16 protein-coding genes are annotated in these 15,423 nt (G+C 64.8%); 4 read left to right on the top strand and 12 right to left on the bottom strand.

Annotation, left to right across the window (positions count from 1 at the left end; genetic code table 11):
- Window positions 1–44: 44 nt before the first annotated feature.
- Entirely contained in the window at window positions 45–1,772 is a 1,728-nt protein-coding gene (locus UP09_RS10830; protein WP_044538143.1) for a tannase/feruloyl esterase family alpha/beta hydrolase, read from the top strand.
- A 79-nt stretch (window positions 1,773–1,851) separates the two neighbouring features.
- Here the strand turns inward: UP09_RS10830 and lysA are convergent, their stop codons facing one another.
- The 3 genes from lysA to argH form a co-directional block, all read right to left on the bottom strand.
- Window positions 1,852–3,117 (bottom strand): diaminopimelate decarboxylase, encoded by a 1,266-nt coding sequence (gene lysA / locus UP09_RS10825; protein ID WP_044538142.1) that lies wholly within the window; start codon window positions 3,115–3,117, stop codon window positions 1,852–1,854.
- A 96-nt stretch (window positions 3,118–3,213) separates the two neighbouring features.
- Complete coding sequence (gene lptM / locus UP09_RS10820) at window positions 3,214–3,486, bottom strand: LPS translocon maturation chaperone LptM (protein WP_044538141.1); 273 nt, start codon at window positions 3,484–3,486, stop codon at window positions 3,214–3,216.
- Between the two features lie 187 nt (window positions 3,487–3,673).
- Complete coding sequence (gene argH, locus UP09_RS10815; protein WP_044538140.1) at window positions 3,674–5,071, bottom strand: argininosuccinate lyase; 1,398 nt, start codon at window positions 5,069–5,071, stop codon at window positions 3,674–3,676.
- Between the two features lie 127 nt (window positions 5,072–5,198).
- Here argH and tlpA point away from each other — a divergent pair, with 127 nt between their 5' ends.
- Window positions 5,199–5,879: a thiol:disulfide interchange protein TlpA gene (gene tlpA, locus UP09_RS10810; RefSeq protein WP_044538231.1), complete on the top strand. Its 681-nt coding sequence runs from the start codon at window positions 5,199–5,201 to the stop codon at window positions 5,877–5,879.
- Window positions 5,880–5,882: 3 nt separating this feature from the next.
- Here the strand turns inward: tlpA and UP09_RS10805 are convergent, their stop codons facing one another.
- From UP09_RS10805 to UP09_RS10775, 7 genes are all read right to left on the bottom strand, one after another.
- Window positions 5,883–6,077 (bottom strand): YjfB family protein, encoded by a 195-nt coding sequence (locus tag UP09_RS10805; RefSeq protein ID WP_044538139.1) that lies wholly within the window; start codon window positions 6,075–6,077, stop codon window positions 5,883–5,885.
- 103 nt (window positions 6,078–6,180) lie between these two features.
- On the bottom strand, window positions 6,181–7,275 hold the full coding sequence (locus UP09_RS10800) for a branched-chain amino acid aminotransferase (protein ID WP_044538138.1): 1,095 nt from the start codon (window positions 7,273–7,275) through the stop codon (window positions 6,181–6,183).
- A 254-nt stretch (window positions 7,276–7,529) separates the two neighbouring features.
- Window positions 7,530–8,411, bottom strand: coding sequence for a 3-hydroxybutyryl-CoA dehydrogenase (locus UP09_RS10795; RefSeq protein WP_044538230.1), 882 nt, complete (start codon window positions 8,409–8,411; stop codon window positions 7,530–7,532).
- A gap of 149 nt (window positions 8,412–8,560) precedes the next feature.
- Window positions 8,561–9,511: an electron transfer flavoprotein subunit alpha/FixB family protein gene (locus UP09_RS10790; protein WP_044538137.1), complete on the bottom strand. Its 951-nt coding sequence runs from the start codon at window positions 9,509–9,511 to the stop codon at window positions 8,561–8,563.
- A complete protein-coding gene (locus UP09_RS10785) occupies window positions 9,511–10,260 on the bottom strand; it encodes an electron transfer flavoprotein subunit beta/FixA family protein (RefSeq protein WP_044538136.1) in 750 nt (249 codons plus the stop codon). The genes UP09_RS10790 and UP09_RS10785 overlap by 1 nt, the downstream gene beginning before the upstream one ends.
- A gap of 121 nt (window positions 10,261–10,381) precedes the next feature.
- Window positions 10,382–10,954: a cob(I)yrinic acid a,c-diamide adenosyltransferase gene (locus UP09_RS10780; RefSeq protein WP_044538135.1), complete on the bottom strand. Its 573-nt coding sequence runs from the start codon at window positions 10,952–10,954 to the stop codon at window positions 10,382–10,384.
- A gap of 135 nt (window positions 10,955–11,089) precedes the next feature.
- Window positions 11,090–11,284: a twin transmembrane helix small protein gene (locus UP09_RS10775; protein ID WP_044538134.1), complete on the bottom strand. Its 195-nt coding sequence runs from the start codon at window positions 11,282–11,284 to the stop codon at window positions 11,090–11,092.
- Between the two features lie 158 nt (window positions 11,285–11,442).
- Here UP09_RS10775 and UP09_RS10770 point away from each other — a divergent pair, with 158 nt between their 5' ends.
- On the top strand, window positions 11,443–12,303 hold the full coding sequence (locus UP09_RS10770; RefSeq protein WP_502689041.1) for a YihY/virulence factor BrkB family protein: 861 nt from the start codon (window positions 11,443–11,445) through the stop codon (window positions 12,301–12,303).
- Here UP09_RS10770 and UP09_RS10765 read toward each other — a convergent pair.
- Complete coding sequence (locus UP09_RS10765; protein ID WP_044538131.1) at window positions 12,230–13,474, bottom strand: ATP-binding protein; 1,245 nt, start codon at window positions 13,472–13,474, stop codon at window positions 12,230–12,232. The two genes, UP09_RS10770 and UP09_RS10765, sit on opposite strands and share 74 nt — an antisense overlap.
- Before the next feature lie 87 nt (window positions 13,475–13,561).
- Window positions 13,562–14,431: a tRNA glutamyl-Q(34) synthetase GluQRS gene (gene gluQRS / locus UP09_RS10760; RefSeq protein WP_044538130.1), complete on the bottom strand. Its 870-nt coding sequence runs from the start codon at window positions 14,429–14,431 to the stop codon at window positions 13,562–13,564.
- A 152-nt stretch (window positions 14,432–14,583) separates the two neighbouring features.
- Between gluQRS and UP09_RS10755 the strand changes: the two genes are divergently transcribed.
- The gene (locus UP09_RS10755) at window positions 14,584–15,231 is read left to right on the top strand and encodes a DNA-3-methyladenine glycosylase family protein (protein ID WP_044538129.1); all 648 of its coding nucleotides are present in this window, start codon (window positions 14,584–14,586) and stop codon (window positions 15,229–15,231) included.
- The last annotated feature ends 192 nt before the right edge of the window (window positions 15,232–15,423 follow it).

Below are 15,423 nucleotides of genomic sequence, written 5' to 3'. Positions count from 1 at the left end.
CTATCCTGCCGGTCCCACAACTACAAAAAATCAGGGAGGACAGAATGAGGCGTCATCGACCCACTCTCGTCGGCGCGACCATGGCCCTGTTTGCCGGTGTCGCGATCGGAAGCTCACCCGCGGCGGCGACGCCGTGCAGCAATCTCCAATCCCTGCAACTGCAGTACGCCACGATCAATTCTGCTGTAGACAACACCACGGGAACCTTTGTCGTCCCCGGCTCCAGCCCAATCACGGGCCTTCCGCCGTTCTGCCGGGTCACCGCGACTCTGACCCCGAGTTCCGATTCCAGCATCAAGATCGAGGTCTGGCTGCCCGAGGGCGCGTGGAACGGCAGGTTCCTCGGCACCGGCGGCGGCGGCTTCCAGGGTCAGATCACCTACACCGAGCTTGCCGCCGGCATCAAAGCCGGCTTTGCCGCGACCAACAGCGATCTCGGCACCGGATCCTCGGGCTGCAATCCGCTGTTCTGCGGTTCAAGCGGCAACATGGGCAACGCGCTCGCCATTGACTTCGGCGATCCGACGACGCCGTCGACCGGACTGTTCGGGCATCCTGAGCGGATCAAGGATTTCGGCTTCCGGGCGATCCACCTGATGACGGTGCACGGCAAGGAGATCGCCAACGCGTTCTACGGGAAGCGGGCGCAAAGGGCCTATTTCGCCGGCTGCTCCACCGGCGGCCAGAACGCCCTGATGGAGGCGCAGCGCTTCCCCAATGACTATGACGGCATTCTCGCGGGCGCCGCAGCGTTCAACCGCACCCACCTGCACATGGCCGGGCTTGCGGGCTGGCAAAACACGCATGCGAGCCCCGGCCGATTCATCCAGGCCGGCCAGATGACGCTGATCAATCAGGCCGTGATCAAGCAGTGCGTCGGCCAGGACGGCGGCGCCAGCACCGACCAGTTCCTGACCGATCCGCGCGACTGTCGCTTTGATCCAAAGGCGCTGCTGTGCACCGGCGGCCAACTGCCGCCGGCATGCCTGACCGCCGACCAGGTCGCGACCATGCAGAAATACTACGCCGGCACGATCGACCCGGTGAACGGACAGCTCATCAATCCGGGCTCCGAACGCGGCAACGAAACCGACGACATCCTCGCGCTGGGCCTCGCATTCCAGGAGCGACTTCCAGAGCCTGCCTTCGACGGCCTGTTCTATTGGGTGTTCGGACCGAGCTTCGGCTACCCGGCAAGTTCGGTCAATTTCGCGAATTTCAACTTCCACCACGCCGTCGACACCGTCCACGACCAGCTTGCCGCGGTGCTGAACGCGACCAGCACCGATCTCGGTGAGTTCCGGGAACATGGCGGCAAGCTGTTGATGTATCATGGCTGGGCCGACCCGCTGATCCCATCGCAGAGCAGCATCAACTACTTCAATGCGCTGGTCGGGAACGACGGCCGCGGATTCCAGCAGGCTGGTTTCTTCCCGGGTGGCAACCCGGCGCTGCAGCGGACCCAGACCTACGCCCGGCTGTTCATGGTGCCGGGGATGTACCACTGCTCCGGCGGACCCGGCCCCAACACGTTCGACGCGCTCACGCCGCTGGTCAACTGGGTCGAGACCGGCGTCGCGCCGCAAACCATCGTCGCGACAAAATTCGTCGCCGATACGCCGCCCGCGGTTCAGATGACCCGGCCGCTCTGCGTCTTCCCCAAGGTCGCGAAGTACAACGGCAGCGGCAGCACCAGCATTGCGGCAAACTTCACCTGCATCGTCGATGAGAACGACCACAACCAGACGCCGGCGCCCAAGTACGGACCGTGAGGCGTGCGATGCCGGCGAATAACAATTGTCGTCCCGGCAAAAGCCGGGACGACACCGAGAATGTTGTGGGTTCAGCGTGTCACAGCCACGGCGCGGGCTTGTCCATCGCGATCAGCGCGTCGACGTCGATGCGCGGGCGGACGATCGCGTACTGGTCGTCCTTGACCAGCACTTCCGGCACCAGGGCCCGCGTGTTGTAGGTGCCGGACTGCACCGCGCCATAGGCGCCGGCGGTCATGATCGCAAGGAGATCGCCGGCCTTCGGCCGCGGCAGCGTGCGATCGAGTGCGAGGTAATCGCCGGTCTCGCAGACCGGCCCGACCACGTCGGCGATGATGGCCGGCGTGCCCTCGGCCGGCGCGCGCACCGGCAGGATGTCGTGATGCGCCTCGTACAGCGTCGGCCGGATCAAATCGTTCATCGCGGCGTCGATGATCACGAAGTTCTTCGCATCGCCCGGCTTCACATGGATCACGCGGGACACGAGGATGCCGGCATTGCCGACGATCATGCGGCCCGGCTCGAACATCAGCGTGCAGCCGAGATTGTGCGTCACGCGCTTGACCATCGCGGCATAGGCGGCGGGCACCGGCGGCGCGGCGCGATCCAGATGATAGGGAATGCCGAGGCCGCCGCCGAAATCGACATGCGAGATGGTGTGGCCGTCGGCGCGCAGCGTCTGCACGAACTCGGCGAGCAGCCGGAAGGCGGCCTCGAGCGGTCCGAGATCCGTGATCTGGCTGCCGATATGCACATCGGTGCCGGTCACCTCGATGCCCGGCAGCTGCGCCGCGCGCGCATAGACCTTGCGCGCCCGCGCCAGCGGAATGCCGAACTTGTTCTCCGACTTGCCGGTGGCGATCTTGGCATGCGTGCCGGCGTCGACGTCGGGATTGACCCGCACCGAGATGCGCGCGGTCTTGCCGATCTCGACCGCGAGCCGCGACAGCAGCTCGAGCTCGGGCTCGGACTCGATGTTGATGCAGAGGATGTCGGCGGCGAGTGCAGCGCGCAGCTCGGCCTCGGTCTTGCCGACACCGGAGAACAGGATCTTCGAAGGCGGAATGCCGGCGGCCAGCGCTCGCTTCAATTCACCGCCGGAGACCACGTCAGCACCGGCTCCTAACTTGGCCAGCGTGCGCAGCACCGACTGGTTGGAATTCGCCTTCATCGCGTAGCAGACGAGGGTCTTCTCGCCGGCGAAAGCTTCGGTGAAGACGCGGTAGTGGCGCTCCAGCGTCGCCGTCGAATAGCAGTAGAACGGCGTGCCGACGGCTTCCGCAAGCGCGATGAGGTTGACGCCCTCGGCGTGCAGCACGCCGTTGCGATAGTCGAAATGGTTCATGGTTCGCTCGATGGCGCTTTAAGCGAGGTGGGTCCGGTCCGCGTCGGGACAACGCGTCAGGCGAGGGCTGGAGCGGCGGCGCCCGGACTCTACGGCTTAGTTACTATTGAGGATCGGATCGAGGATAAAGGGCTTTTTGGTGCCTTTCGACGCGGCCGGCGCGGCGTCCGATCCGTAGCTCGGATTGAACAGGCTGGGCTGGCTCGCGCGCTCGGTCTCGGTGTCACCGGTCGCCGTTGGCGCCGTGTTCGACGCCGTCGGCGGCAGATCGAGCGGTCCCTTGCGGCCACAGCCGCCAAGCACGAGAGCTGTGGCGCAGAGCACAATGATGGCCCATCCCGACCGGGTCAGGCTTGTCTTGCTAGTCACGACGAAATCCCCAATTCGGGCCGCACCATACAAACATTGCCGCGCTCTGGCGAGACCTTGGCCTCGCTGAAATGACAGCGAAATTTCCAGAGCCCTGTTCCGATGGAATCGGAACAGGGCTCCAAATTCTTGTTCTGACGCGTTTTCTTCACGCGAACCGGGCCCACTTCGCTCGAAAACGCTCTGTTCAGCCCAACTTTCGCTCTTTTTCCAGCCGCTTGGCCCAGGCTTTGGCCTGCGCCAGCACATTCTTCGGCGCCGTCCCGCCAAATGAGGTCCGGCTCTTCACCGAGGACTCCACGCTGAGCACCTTCAGCGCATCCGCGGTGATCTTGGGTTCGACCTCCTGCATCGCGGCCAGAGGCAATTCGTGCAGCGCTATGCCCTGGTTGGAAGCGAGGCCGACGATACGCCCGGTGACGTGATGGGCGTCGCGGAACGGCATTTTGAGGGTGCGCACCAGCCAGTCGGCGAGATCAGTCGCGGTAGCATAGCCTTCGCCCGCGGCTGCCTTCATGCGGCCTTCGTCGGGCACGAGGTCCTCGACCATGCCGGTCATGGCGCGGATCGCGAGCGACAGCGCGGCGAAGGCTTCCATCGCGCCCTGCTTGTCCTCCTGCATGTCCTTTTGATAGGCGAGCGGCAGGCCCTTCATCACGATCAGGAGCGCGGTGAGCGCGCCGATCACGCGACCGGTCTTGGCGCGGACCAGTTCGGCCGCATCCGGGTTGCGCTTCTGCGGCATGATCGATGAGCCTGACGTGAACTTGTCGCTGAGCCTGACCAGACCGACCAAAGGCGAGGTCCAGATCACGATCTCTTCGGCAAAACGCGACAGATGCACGGCGCAGATCGAGGCGGCCGACAGCGTCTCCAGCACGAAATCGCGATCGGAGACCGCATCGAGCGAATTGGCCATCGGACGATCGAAGCCGAGCGCCTTGGCCGTCGCGGCACGGTCGATCGGAAACGACGTGCCGGCGAGCGCGGCGGCGCCCAGCGGCGATTCGTTCAGCCGCTTGCGCGTATCCGCAAAGCGGCCGCGGTCGCGGGACGCCATCTCGACATAGGCGAGCAGATGATGGCCGAAGGTCACCGGCTGCGCGGTCTGCAGATGGGTGAAGCCCGGCATCACGGTGCCGGCATGCTCGAGCGCGCGGGTCACCAGCGCGTGCTGGAACGCGGCCAGCGCCGCGTCAGTCTCGTCGATCGTATCGCGGACATAGAGCCGGAAATCGGTCGCGACCTGGTCATTGCGCGAGCGCGCGGTGTGCAGCCTGCCCGCGGCCGGCCCGATCAGCTCCGACAACCGCGACTCGACATTCATATGAATGTCCTCGAGCGCGCGCTTGAAGTCGAAATCGCCCTTGGAGATTTCTGACAAAATCGTGTCTAGACCTTTGCCGATATTTTTCGCATCACCCGCGGTGATGATGCCTTGCGCGGCAAGCATGGCTGCGTGGGCCTTGGACGCGGCGATGTCCTGGGCATAAAGGTGACGATCGACGTCGATGGAGACGTTGATTTCCTCCATGATCGCATCGGGACGCTCCGAGAACCGGCCGCCCCACATCTTGTTGCTCATGACTTCTCGCTCACGACTTTGTATTCAGGCCACGCCGTTTCCTGGCCAGATCGGCGAAACGGCGCATAGGTTCCGAACGTAATTCCCGGCATTGCATAGCCACATCTGGCCCAGGATGACAAACGATATGCCCGAAACGCCCTCACCCGAACCGACTGCCAAGTCGACCGCCACGCGGCGCATCCCGCTCGTGATCGGCGCGGTGCTGGTCGGGGCCGTCGTTGGCTATATCGGGGTTTCGAGCCTCAAGCGCCCCGCCGCTGGCGATGTCGCCTGCAACGGCGCGGTGGCTCTGGCGAACAAGATCGCCCCGCTGGCCCATGGCGAGGTCGCGGCGCTGGCCATGGCCACCACACCCCTCCTATTGCCTGACCTCGCCTTCGAGGACGCCAACGGCCAGCCGAAGAAGCTGTCGGACTTCCGCGGCAAGACCGTGCTGGTGAACCTCTGGGCCACCTGGTGCGTGCCCTGCCGCAGGGAGATGCCGGCACTCGACAGCCTGCAGACCAAGCTCGGCGGCAAGGATTTCGAGGTGGTCGCGATCAACATCGACACCCGCGACCCCGATAAGCCCCGAAACTTCCTGAAAGAGGCCAATCTGACCAATCTGGGCTATTTCAGCGACCAGAAAGCCAAGGTCTTTCAGGATCTTAAGAATATAGGCAAGGCGCTGGGGATGCCGACCTCGGTGCTGGTCGATGCCAAGGGCTGCGAGATCGCCAATATTGCCGGCCCCGCCGAATGGGCCAGCGACGACGCCATCACGCTGCTCAAGGCCGCGGTGCAGCCGGCCTCGGCTGGATTCTAGATTTCAGGCTGTGACGTTGAGGTTGCCGCCGATGCCCGGGCCGAGATTGGTTGATGACGGCGTGCCGGTGCCGAGCAGGGTCTGAACCGCTGATTTTTCCGCGTCGAGGTTCTGCTTCATCACCGTCGTCGCGATCTGGCCCTGCAAATTGCCCTGCTGCATCGACAGGATGCTGCTGACCATGCTCATCATATCCATACGCGGTACTCCCAAAACGACCTTGGCGTAACGCGGGAAAGTTAACGCATGGTAGGGCCGGCCGCGTCACGCTGACGCAGCATTTCGTGGCGCAGCAGATGGCCTATTTGATCCGGTGCACCCAGCCGAATTCGTCGGCGACGTCGCCGCGCTGGATGCCGACCAGCTTCGCCTTGATGGCGGCCGTGACCGGGCCGGTCGCAGCGTCTGAAATCACGATGTCGCCCGCGCTGCTCTTGATCCTGCCGATCGAGGCAACGACGGCGGCGGTGCCGCAGGCGAACGCTTCCTTCAGTCTGCCGCTCGCAGCATCCGCGCGCCACTGATCGATCGAATAGCGCTCCTCTCGGACCGTGCGGCCGTCCTTGCGCGCCAGCGTGATGATGGCGTCGCGCGTGATGCCGGGCAGGATCGTGCCCGACAGCGGCGGCGTCACCAGCGAGCCGTCGTCCATGACCAGGAAGACGTTCATGCCGCCGAGCTCCTCGACCCAGCGATGCTCGGCCGCATCGAGGAATACGACCTGATCGCAGCCGTTCTCCATGGCTTCGGCCTGTGCGAGCAGGCTCGACGCATAATTGCCGCCGCATTTGGCCGCACCGGTGCCGCCCTCGGCGGCGCGGGTGTAGCGGTCGGTCAGCCACACCGTGACCGGCTTCTCGCCGCCCTTGAAATAGGAGCCGACCGAACTCGCGATCAGGATGAACAGATATTCGTGGGACGGACGGACGCCGAGGAAGGCTTCGGTCGCGAACATGAAGGGCCGCAGATAGAGGCTGCCGTCGCCCTGCGGGATCCAGGCCGAATCGATCTTCACCAGTTCGTCGACCGCCTGCAGGAACATGGCTTCCGGCACCTCGGGCATGGCCATGCGGGCAGCCGATTGCTGGAAGCGGCGGGCGTTCTGATCCGGGCGGAACAGCGCGATCGAGCCGTCACTGAGGTTATAGGCCTTCAGCCCCTCGAAGATTTCCTGGCCGTAGTGCAGGACGGCGGCGGCCGGATCGAGCGTGATCGGCGCGCGGCCGCGCACCTCGGCGTCGTGCCAGCCGCGATCCTTGGTCCAGCGGATCGTCACCATGTGGTCCGTGAAGACCTTGCCGAAGCCCGGATCCTTCAACAGGCCCGCCCTGACGTCAGCCGCCACCGGCCGTTCCGTGGGGCGACGAGAGAAGGCGGTCTTCGAATGAGCGTCCATCGGTCAAAACCCTGCTAGGCGCGCGGTCGGCGCGGAGATTGGTTTTCGATAAGCCCTGTGCGGATCAAGTCAAGCGCGCCCGCGGAATGGCCGTCAGGCCTGCCAAAAGGCAAATGCGCCTTCGCGACCGCAGCATACCGGAAGTAAAAATCCCTAGCGCAAGATCCGGAAAAGTGTGAAGCGGTTTTCCGAAAAGATCATGCGCAAACAAGAAGCTAAAGCGCGATGAAGCTTCAACCAAGTCTCATCGCGCTTTAGCGGGTCGGGACCGGCTTGTCGCCGCGATAGTCGTAGAAGCCGCGCTGGGTCTTGCGCCCGAGCCAGCCGGCCTCGACATATTTCACCAGCAGCGGGCACGGCCGATACTTCGAGTCGGCGAGGCCCTCGTGCAGCACCTGCATGATCGACAGGCAGGTATCGAGGCCGATGAAATCGGCAAGCTCGAGCGGTCCCATCGGATGATGCGCGCCGAGCTTCATCGCCGCGTCGATCGCCTCGACATTGCCGACGCCCTCATAGAGCGTGTAGATCGCCTCGTTGATCATCGGCAGCAGGATGCGGTTGACGATGAAGGCCGGAAAATCCTCGGAGACCGCGACCTGCTTGCCGAGCTTGCCGACGAAGGCTTTGGCGGCGTCGAACGTCTTGTCGTCGGTGGCGATGCCGCGGATCAATTCGACCAGCTCCATCAGCGGCACCGGATTCATGAAATGAATGCCGATGAAGCGTTCGGGACGGTCGGTCGAGGCCGCAAGCCGCGTGATCGAAATCGACGAGGTGTTGGAAGCGACGATCGCCTCGGGCTTCAGCGTCGCGCAGAGGTCGTGAAAGATCTTGCGCTTGGTCTCTTCCTTTTCGACCGCGGTTTCGATCACCAGATCGCAGTCCGCCAGCGCATCAAGCGTCTCGGCTGACGTGATGTGGTCGAGCGTCTGCTTGCGCTCGGCCTCGCTGATGATTTTCTTCGAAACCTGGCGCGTCAGATTGCCGTTGATCGTGGCCAGCGCCGACTTCAGCCGGTCGGCGGAAACGTCGTTGAGCACCACGTCGAAGCCGGCCAGCGCCGCCACATGGGCAATACCGTTGCCCATCTGGCCCGAACCGATCACGCCGACTTTCTTGATTGCCACCGTCATCTTGCCATCCACCGGAACGGCGCGCTCACAGCGCCTGCCCAATCCCAACGATACCCGAAAGCGCAGCCTTCCGGGTGCCCAATTCGCCGGAAGACGCCCTAAAATGTAACACCGGCCGGAGCTTAGCCATCCGGCCGGTGTCTTGTCGCTTACTTTCCGAGCTTGCCGAGCGCTTCGGTCAGCTCTGGAACCGCCTGGTAGAGGTCGGCGACCAGGCCATAATCGGCGACCTGGAAGATCGGTGCGTCCTCATCCTTGTTGATGGCGACGATCACCTTGGAGTCCTTCATGCCGGCCAGATGCTGGATCGCGCCGGAGATGCCGATCGCGACATAGAGTTCCGGGGCCACCACCTTGCCGGTCTGGCCAACCTGCCAGTCGTTCGGCGCATAGCCGGCATCGACCGCGGCGCGCGAGGCGCCGACGCCGGCGCCGAGCTTGTCGGCGAGCGGCTCGATGTATTTTGCGAAATTCTCCCGGCTCTGCATGGCGCGGCCACCGGAGACGATGATCTTCGCCGAGGTCAGCTCGGGACGATCGTTCTTGGCGACCTCTTCGCCGACGAACGATGACAGGCCCGGATCCGCCGCCGACGCAGCGTTTTCGATCGACGCGCTGCCGCCTTCACCTGCGGCGGCGAAGGTCGAGGTGCGCACCGTGATGACCTTCTTGGCGTCCTTGGACTTCACGGTCTGGATTGCGTTGCCGGCATAGATCGGCCGCTCATAGGTGTCGGGCGCGACCACCTTGATGATCTCCGAGACCTGCATCACGTCGAGCAGGGCTGCGACGCGCGGCATCACGTTCTTGAAGCGCGAGGTCGCGGGCGCAACGAATGCGTCATAGCCGGGCGCCAGCGAGACGATCAGCGCGGCCAGAGGCTCGGCGAGGTCATGTTCATAGGCGGGACCTTCGACGACCAGCACCTTCTTCACGCCATCGAGCTTGGCCGCGGCTTCTGCCGCCGCCTTGGTGCCCTGGCCACCGCCGGCGACCAGCACATGCACGTCGCCGCCGAGCTGGCTCGCTGCGGTCAGCGCCTTGTTGGTCGAATCCTTCAGGGTCTCGTGGTCATGTTCGGCAATCAGCAGCGTCGTCATCAGATAACCCCGGCTTCGGTCTTGAGCTTGTTCACGAGTTCGGCGACGTCCTTGACCTTGACGCCCGCCTTGCGGCCTGCCGGTTCCGTGGTCTTCAGCACTTCCAGGCGCGGCGTGAGATCGACGCCATAGTCAGCCGCGCTCTTGTCGTCGATCGGCTTCTTCTTCGCCTTCATGATGTTGGGCAGCGACGCGTAGCGCGGCTCGTTGAGGCGCAGGTCGGTGGTGACGATCGCCGGGCCCTTGAGCTTGATGGTCTGCAGGCCGCCGTCGATCTCGCGCGTGACCTTGAAGTCGGAACCATCGACTTCGAGCTTGGAGGCGAAGGTCGCCTGCGACCAGCCCAGCAGCGCAGCCAGCATCTGGCCGGTCTGATTGCTATCGTCGTCGATCGCCTGTTTGCCGAGAATGACGAGGCCTGGCTTCTCCGCATCGACCACTGCCTTCAGGATCTTGGCGACCGCAAGCGGCTCAACAATGCTGTCCGCCTTCACGAGGATGCCGCGGTCGGCGCCCATCGCGAGGCCGGTGCGAATGGTCTCCGAGGCCTGTGCGGGTCCGATCGACACCACCACCACCTCGGTCGCCTTGCCGGCTTCCTTCAGCCGCAGCGCTTCCTCGACGGCGATTTCATCGAACGGGTTCATCGACATCTTGACGTTGCCGAGCTCCACGCCCGATCCGTCGCTCTTGACGCGGACCTTGACGTTGTAGTCGACGACCCGCTTTACCGGCACAAGAACCTTCATCGATCCTCTTTCGCTTTGATTTTATGGGTTTCCATTGGCTGGCGCGGAACCTAAAGGTCCCGCTACCCCCGGTCAACGCGCGAAAGTCAAAAATCGGCCCCCCGAATTTGAGCCGGTCTAGCTAGCGGTTCTGGCCCGGCACCCACAGCACGTCCCCGGCCCCCTTGTTGTTCTGGAAGCGGCTGGCAACGAACAGGAAATCCGACAGCCGGTTCATATACTGGATGCCAGCGGCATTCACCGGCTCGTCCGGCTGGGCGGCGAGTTCCACCATGATCCGTTCCGCCCGGCGACATATGGTGCGGGCGAGATGCAGATATGCAGACGCCGGCGTGCCGCCGGGCAGCACGAACGAGGTCAGCGGCGCGAGCTGGTCGTTCAGGCTGTCAATGTCGCGCTCGAGCCGCTCGACCTGGCTCGCCAGCATCCGCAAGCGCTCAGCCTTGCCCTCGCGCGCGGGCACCGCGAGGTCGGCGCCGAGATCGAACAAATCGTTCTGGATCCGCCCCAGCATCGCATCGAGCTCGCGCGCGTCAGCCAGATGCAGCCGCACCACGCCGATCGCAGCGTTGGTCTCGTCGACCGTGCCATAGGCCGCTACGCGCAGATCGTATTTCGGGCGGCGCTCGCCGGAGCCGAGCGCGGTGGTGCCATCGTCGCCGGTGCGCGTGTAGATCCGATTGAGAACGACCATCGTCGTGGTCTCCTAGGGTTTGCGCATCGCGCTCTAGAGCCACTTCCGTTCCGATGGAATCGGAACGGGGCTCTAGATTCTTCTTTTGGCGCGTTTTCTTTACGCGAACCGGTATCCACTTCGCTCGAAAACGCTCTAGTGCCCCATCGCCCAGACCGTGACCATGGTGATGACGATCGCGATGAACTGCAGCAGGACGCGCCATCGCATCAAATTCTGCGAACGGTTCGGCGAGCCGCCCCTCATCATGTTGACGAGGCCGAGCAGCAGCACCAGCGCCACGGCGGCGACGGCGATGGGAAGGACGATCATGCTGAGAAGGGATGTCATCGACGGTACATAACACCGCGTGGGGCAGACTTCCACACACCCCGGCGATGCAACCAACTGGCATTTTGCCGCGTAATATCACAAGCTGGGCCTGTTTTCGGATCGAGCCGTTCGCCGGGTGGAATGTGAAGCAGCTTCGTTACGTCACCCACGTCGTGATGGATGCCTTTTACACGTTCCTCGCCGACGACGGCTGGGCGATCGCGAGCCATATCGCGCTGTCGACCCTGATGGCGCTGTTTCCGTTCCTGATCGTGCTGACGTCGCTGGCCGGCTTTTTCGGGTCCAAGGAACTCGCCGACCAGGCCGTCGGGCTGTTGTTGCAGGTCTGGCCGCAGCAGGTCGCCGACGCCCTGTCCGGCCAGATCCACGAGGTGCTGACCACGACCCGCGGCGACATCCTCACCATCGGCGCCGTGCTTGCGGTCTACTTCGCCTCCAACGGTGTCGAGGCGCTGCGGGTGGCGCTGAACCGCGCCTATGCCATGGCCGAGCCGCGGCGCTGGTACTGGCTACGGCTGGAATCGATCGGCTACACGCTGGTCGCGGCGGTCACCTCGCTGGCGATGGCGTTCCTGATCGTGCTCGGACCGCTGTTCCTTGAAGCGGCGCGGCGCCATATTCCATTCTTCGTCGAATCCAACGAGAGCCTGCTCAATACCGCCCGCTACGGCGTCACGACCCTGGCGCTGATCGTCGTGCTCTTCTTCCTGCATGCCTGGCTGCCGGCCGGCCGCCGCGGCTTCCTGCAGATCCTGCCCGGCATCATCTTCACCGTGGTGGCGTCGTTGATCTCGGGCATCGGGTTCGGCATGTATCTGGCGCGCTTCGCCAACAATTACGTCACGATGTATGCGGGGCTCGCCTCGGTGATCATCGCGCTGGTGTTCATGTATTTCATCGCCGCGATCTTCGTCTATGGCGGCGAGCTGAATGCGGCGATCATCAAGTCGCGGCTGCCGCGCGGCGTGTCGCTTCAAGCAGCGCAGTCGCTAGCGCCCGCGGAGACACAGGCTTGACCAGGAAGCCGTCGGCGCCGGCGGTACGCGCGGCAGCGTCGTCTTCAGCCCGGCCGGAAATCCCGATGATCGCGATCCGGCCGTGCGGCGCCGGCAGCGCGCGGATGCGCCTGATCGCCTCGACCCCGCCGATGCCCGGCAGCACCATGTCCATCAGCACCGCGTCGAAGGCGCCCTGGCCGAGCCGATCGGGCGCGGCTTCGCCCTGACCGACAAATTCAGTATGATGCCCGAGTTCGGTCAGGATGGTGTTGAGCACGACGCGGCCGAACGGATTGTCCTCGACGCTGAGCAGCCGCAGCGGCTGCGTCGCTTCCCCGGCCGCGTCAACGTCAGACATGATGGTGACCGGTCCCTGCGCCGGTGTCAGCAACACATTCAGCGTGAACACGGTGCCGCCGCCCTTGCGCTCGGTTGCAACGATGTCGCCGCCCATGGCGCGCGCGAGCTGCTTGACCGACGACAGGCCGAGCCCGGCGCCGCCGAACCGCGCGGCGATCGAAACATTGGCCTGCGAGAACGGCCGGTACAGCCGCTTCGCATCCTTGAGCGTCAGACCGATGCCGCTGTCGGAGATCGCGAAGACGACACCGATCTTGCCCTTGGGCGCGCGGGCCGGCGCGGCATGCAGCGCCACGCGCCCCTGCTCGGTGAACTTGACGGCATTGTCGATCAGGTTTTCCAGCGCCGCGCGCAGGCGGACGGGATCACCGACCGCGAAGGCGGGCAATTTGTTCGATATCTCGACGGAGGCCTGCAGCCCCTTGGCCGCAGCGCGGCCGGACAGTGAGTCGCCCACGTTCCGCGCCAGCGTGCGCAGATCGAAGAAATCCTGCCGGACCTCGAGCCCCGGCCCCTCGCTCCGGGCGGCGTCGACGAACACCGTCGCAAGGCTCGCCAGATGTTCCGCGCCGGCCTTGATGGTGTCGACCCAGCGCCGCTCGCGCTCGCCGAGATCGGAGGTCGCGAGCAGATTGCTGATCGCGAGGATCCCGGTCAGCGGCGTCCGCACCTCATGGGCAAAGGCGGCGAGCGCGGTTTCGATCATGCCGGGATCGGGTTTTGCGAGAGCAGGCTTGCGGCGCGGCTTGGCCTTCGCCGGGGCACGCTTCTTCGGCGGCTTCTTTCTCAGTTGCCGCGAGCTGCGCCGTCCGCGCGATGGTACCGCCATAATCTCCGTTGTCCCTGCCCGGGAACCAGCATGCCACGCCCGCAGCCTCGGAGTCACGGCGGCGCCGCCTGATTACCAACCGCAAAACTACGGCAGGCCGACCAGGCGGCGAATGTCGGCCGGGCTCGCGCCCGCCGCCCGCAATTCGCGCAGCCCGGTCGCCCGGGTCGATTTCGCGAGCTTTTGCCCGGCCGCGTCGCGGATCAGCGGGTGATGCCGGTAGGCCGGTGGGGACAGACCGAACAGATCCTGCAAAAGGCGATGGACGCTGGTCGACCAGAACAGGTCCTGTCCACGCACCACATCGGTGACCCCCTGCAGGGCGTCGTCGATCACGACCGAGAGATGGTAGCTGGTCGGGATCTCCTTGCGCGCCAGGATGACGTCGCCCCAGGCTTCGGGCCGGGCGGTGACGTCGCCGGTTTGGCCGGCGGGGCCTTCACCCTGCTCGCGCCAGCGCGGATGGCCTGCGCGCGCCAACGCAGCCGCCATGTCGAGCCGCAGGGCGAAAGGCACGCCCTGTTCGATCAGGCGGCCGCGCTCCTCGGATGGCAGCGATTTGGCCGTGCCCGGATAGAGCGGCGCCCCATCGGGATCGCGCGGCCAAGCGCCGCGGGCTTCCTTGTCGGCGACAAGCCGCGCGATCTCGGCGCGGCTCTCGAAGCTCGGATAGATCAGTCCCTGCGCCGAGAGGCGATCGATCGCCTGGCGATAGGTGGCAAGATGCTCCGACTGCCGCCGCACCGGCGTCTCCCAGGCGATGCCGAGCCAGGCGAGGTCCTCGTAAATCGCCTCCTCGAACTCCGGCCGGCAGCGCGTCGTGTCGATGTCCTCGATCCGCAGCAGCAAACGCCCGCCCGACCGCCGCGCCAGCTCGAAATTGAGCAGCGCCGAGTAGGCATGGCCGAGATGCAGGTCACCGTTCGGGCTCGGCGCAAAACGGAAAATTTGTGACATGGCTATGGGTCGCGCGTCATTGCCGGGCACAGCCGTCTGAAGGACGGCGTCGCTTCCGCTCGCCTATGCCCGGCGATCCATCTAAACAAGACTCAGTTAGAAGATGGATGCGCGGGTCAAGCCCATGCATGACGAGTAGATGCCGGTCCCCCATGCTGATCCACCTCGAAACCCAGGCCGACCTCGACGACGCCATCCACAAGCTCGTCGATCAGGACCGTCGGCTACGGCCGATCCTTGAATTGACCGGCATGCCGGCGATCCGGCAGCGCGAGCCGGGCTTTGCGGGACTGGCCGCGATCGTCTGCGGCCAGCAGCTCTCGACCGCCAGCGCCGCGGCGATCTGGGGACGCGTCAGCACGGCGTTCGATCCGTTCCATCATGACGCGATCCGCAAAGCCCGCGCCGACCGGCTCGGCCGGCTCGGGCTATCTGCGGCCAAGATCAAGACGCTGAAGCACATCGCGCGCGAGCTCACTGAGGAGCGGCTGAACCTCGACGTGCTCGCCAATGAAGAGGCTGACGCCGCGCACAACACGCTGACCGCGCTGCCCGGCATCGGCCCATGGACCGCCGACGTCTATCTGCTGTTCTGCCTCGGCCATGGCGACGCCTGGCCGGCCGGCGACCTCGCCGTGCAGGAGGCGGTCAAGGTCGGCCTCGGGCTGAAGGAGCGGCCGACGCCAAAGCAGATGGCGCCACTCGCCGAACCATGGCGTCCGCTGCGTGGCGCCGCCGCGCATCTGTGGTGGAGCTACTATCGCGTACTGAAAAAGCGCGAAGGTGTGCTTGCGCAATAGATCGGGGTCGCGTGTCCCAGACGGGGTCCAGCGCCCTTCGGCGGCGCACCTAGGGCCCAGATACAAAATATCGAAAACAACCCCATGCAAAGTAAGAATGGGGCCCGCTCGCAGGACCGGGATTTGGCGGGGGGACCTGGCCGTAGCGACCTTGCGCTACCGGGCAGTTTGGCCGAAACATGCGTTTCTCTT

Origin of the sequence: Bradyrhizobium sp. LTSP885 (assembly GCF_000938305.1) — a bacterium.
GTDB lineage: Bacteria > Pseudomonadota > Alphaproteobacteria > Rhizobiales > Xanthobacteraceae > Bradyrhizobium.
This window is presented reverse-complemented; position numbering and strand designations above follow the sequence as displayed.

Excerpts from the sequence above, each read along its gene's own strand:
- UP09_RS10805 (WP_044538139.1), bottom strand. The coding sequence starts at position 6,077 with ATGGATATGATGAGCATGGTCAGCAGCATCCTGTCGATGCAGCAGGGC.
- UP09_RS10775 (WP_044538134.1), bottom strand. The coding sequence starts at position 11,284 with ATGACATCCCTTCTCAGCATGATCGTCCTTCCCATCGCCGTCGCCGCC.
- UP09_RS10755 (WP_044538129.1), top strand. The coding sequence starts at position 14,584 with ATGCTGATCCACCTCGAAACCCAGGCCGACCTCGACGACGCCATCCAC.
- UP09_RS10770 (WP_502689041.1), top strand. The coding sequence starts at position 11,443 with ATGGATGCCTTTTACACGTTCCTCGCCGACGACGGCTGGGCGATCGCG.
- argH (WP_044538140.1), bottom strand. The coding sequence starts at position 5,071 with ATGAGCAACAAGATGTGGGGCGGCCGGTTCTCGGAGCGTCCCGATGCG.
- tlpA (WP_044538231.1), top strand. The coding sequence starts at position 5,199 with ATGCCCGAAACGCCCTCACCCGAACCGACTGCCAAGTCGACCGCCACG.
- UP09_RS10795 (WP_044538230.1), bottom strand. The coding sequence starts at position 8,411 with ATGACGGTGGCAATCAAGAAAGTCGGCGTGATCGGTTCGGGCCAGATG.
- UP09_RS10790 (WP_044538137.1), bottom strand. The coding sequence starts at position 9,511 with ATGACGACGCTGCTGATTGCCGAACATGACCACGAGACCCTGAAGGAT.
- UP09_RS10780 (WP_044538135.1), bottom strand. The coding sequence starts at position 10,954 with ATGGTCGTTCTCAATCGGATCTACACGCGCACCGGCGACGATGGCACC.
- UP09_RS10765 (WP_044538131.1), bottom strand. The coding sequence starts at position 13,474 with ATGGCGGTACCATCGCGCGGACGGCGCAGCTCGCGGCAACTGAGAAAG.
- gluQRS (WP_044538130.1), bottom strand. The coding sequence starts at position 14,431 with ATGTCACAAATTTTCCGTTTTGCGCCGAGCCCGAACGGTGACCTGCAT.
- UP09_RS10800 (WP_044538138.1), bottom strand. The coding sequence starts at position 7,275 with ATGGACGCTCATTCGAAGACCGCCTTCTCTCGTCGCCCCACGGAACGG.
- UP09_RS10785 (WP_044538136.1), bottom strand. The coding sequence starts at position 10,260 with ATGAAGGTTCTTGTGCCGGTAAAGCGGGTCGTCGACTACAACGTCAAG.
- lysA (WP_044538142.1), bottom strand. The coding sequence starts at position 3,117 with ATGAACCATTTCGACTATCGCAACGGCGTGCTGCACGCCGAGGGCGTC.
- UP09_RS10830 (WP_044538143.1), top strand. The coding sequence starts at position 45 with ATGAGGCGTCATCGACCCACTCTCGTCGGCGCGACCATGGCCCTGTTT.